At 32.8% G+C, this 1,855-nt stretch carries 3 protein-coding genes; all 3 read left to right on the plus strand.

The window, feature by feature from the left end; translation table 11 throughout:
• The first annotated feature begins 303 nt into the window (after positions 1-303).
• The gene (locus tag K339_RS0126115) at positions 304-765 is read left to right on the plus strand and encodes an HNH endonuclease (protein ID WP_169731902.1); all 462 of its coding nucleotides are present in this window, start codon (positions 304-306) and stop codon (positions 763-765) included.
• Positions 766-767: 2 nt separating this feature from the next.
• Positions 768-1,214, plus strand: coding sequence for an SMI1/KNR4 family protein (locus K339_RS0126120; RefSeq protein ID WP_028526243.1), 447 nt, complete (start codon positions 768-770; stop codon positions 1,212-1,214).
• Positions 1,215-1,410: 196 nt separating this feature from the next.
• Positions 1,411-1,855, plus strand: a 445-nt coding sequence (locus K339_RS0126125) for an SMI1/KNR4 family protein (RefSeq protein ID WP_028526244.1), incomplete at its 3' end; no start/stop codon positions are given.

Below are 1,855 nucleotides of genomic sequence, written 5' to 3' on the forward strand. Positions count from 1 at the left end.
CCCAGTTGTGCGTAGTGTTCGATAGAACACTGCGTACTAAGAATAGATGGCAGTTTTTAACTGCCCGACCAACTTGGAATATCAACCAAATAACCGTAAAAATCAATGGTATTTACAGGCTCGAAATATCATAAAATTAAGCTATTTGGAGAGTTTATCAGGCTTGGAAGGGCCGTTACAAACGGCCTCTTATGTTCAGTACGCAGTGTTCTGCCGAACACTACGCATAACCTTGGGGATTATCTCAACGCCCCCGTAAACGCTGATTTGAAACTTCACTACGACAGATACTGGTCGAGGTTTATGAAACCTTATCGAAGAGTAGAACTTAGTACATTACCCGACCAAAGAGAAATATCGGATATAATCAAAGAATTCAAAAAGTCGGTTGTCTGTTTTGATGCTTGGGGATTCCCAGATTTTCTATCCTTTACAAAGAATGTTGGTAATATTAGCTGTAAAGTTCTTATTGATGTTACGGGAGATTTTAATACCGATGCAAAAAGGGCAAATGCTGAACTTAAAGCTAAACTCACTGGTACACCTTTTGCAAATATTTCAACATTTAATGGACAAAATAACATTTTTGGAGATAAAATAACATATACTTGGCATCATGACCAAGATAGCCAACATATGTTACTTGTACCAACAATGTTAAACACCAACAATAAGCCTAATTTAGAACATTTAGGTGGTAGTGCAATTATAAAAAAAGGGCTTAAAAATTCGTTCCCATCATCAGTTAAACTAAATTGTAATTAATTATGAACAATGTATTGAATTATTTTGTAAAACTAAATCCTCCTGTCAGTGAAGTTCAAATTGAAAGTGCTGAAAAAGAGATGGGAATCAAAATTCCATCAGAATTAAGAACATTTTATACAATAGCAAATGGAGGTATTCCACCAGAAGGTTATGAATATAACTACAATGATTCATTTAGTATCGGTTTTGTATCTATCTATGATTTAGGATTCTTAACAAGTGCTTATTTAAGCAATAAAAGGGCAGATGAATATTATAAAACAAACGATTATTGTTCCAATTATTTACTTCCTTTTATTGACTTAGGGCAAAATCAAATATGTATTGCTTTTAATGGTGAAAATATAGGTAAAATTTTTTGGTTGGGAGAGCCTGGAGATGGTTTTCCAGTTTATTTGTTGGAGAATTCATTAGATGATTTTTTTGGTAAATTAAAGCATAATTAGCTTAATCATGGAACAATATACACATGATACCATCACTAAAACAGCAGAACAATGATGTTAATTTCCGAAAAGGTTAACCAAGTAGCACATTTGGGTGGCTATTCATTGATAAAAGAATCAAGCCTTGGGAAAGATATAATAGGGAGATTACCTTCGCCAACCGAAGCAATTAAATTTATTAAAAACTGTTTTTAATATGGATATTAAAAAATTAAAGAGAACAGAGTTACGCCCGCAGGCTACTTTTGAAGAAATAACCAAAATAGAGGAAAAATACGGTATTAGTATTCCTAATGGTTACAAACAAGTTTTATTGCAGTCAAACGGCCTTAGATTCACAGATGAAAATAATCTTTATTTTCAAATAAGCGAATCTGAAGCAAACTGTGCTCTTGAATTTTATTCTCTTGCACGTATTGATTTTGATTTCAATATATTGAAAGAAGATATTGAAAAAGGTTCAAATACTTATTTTTATACAGACTGTTTATTACCTATTGCCAGTACACCATACTCGGGTGCATCGGTTTTTATAGGCTATAAAGAACCCTATTTAAACAAAATATACTATGCTGATTATGATGTAGTAGATGAAAAAGACGTACCTATTTTAATCAAATTGGCTGATTCGTTGGAGGACT

The sequence above is a fragment of the Runella limosa DSM 17973 genome (genome assembly GCF_000482465.1).
In the GTDB taxonomy this organism is placed as follows: Bacteria; Bacteroidota; Bacteroidia; order Cytophagales; family Spirosomataceae; genus Runella; species Runella limosa.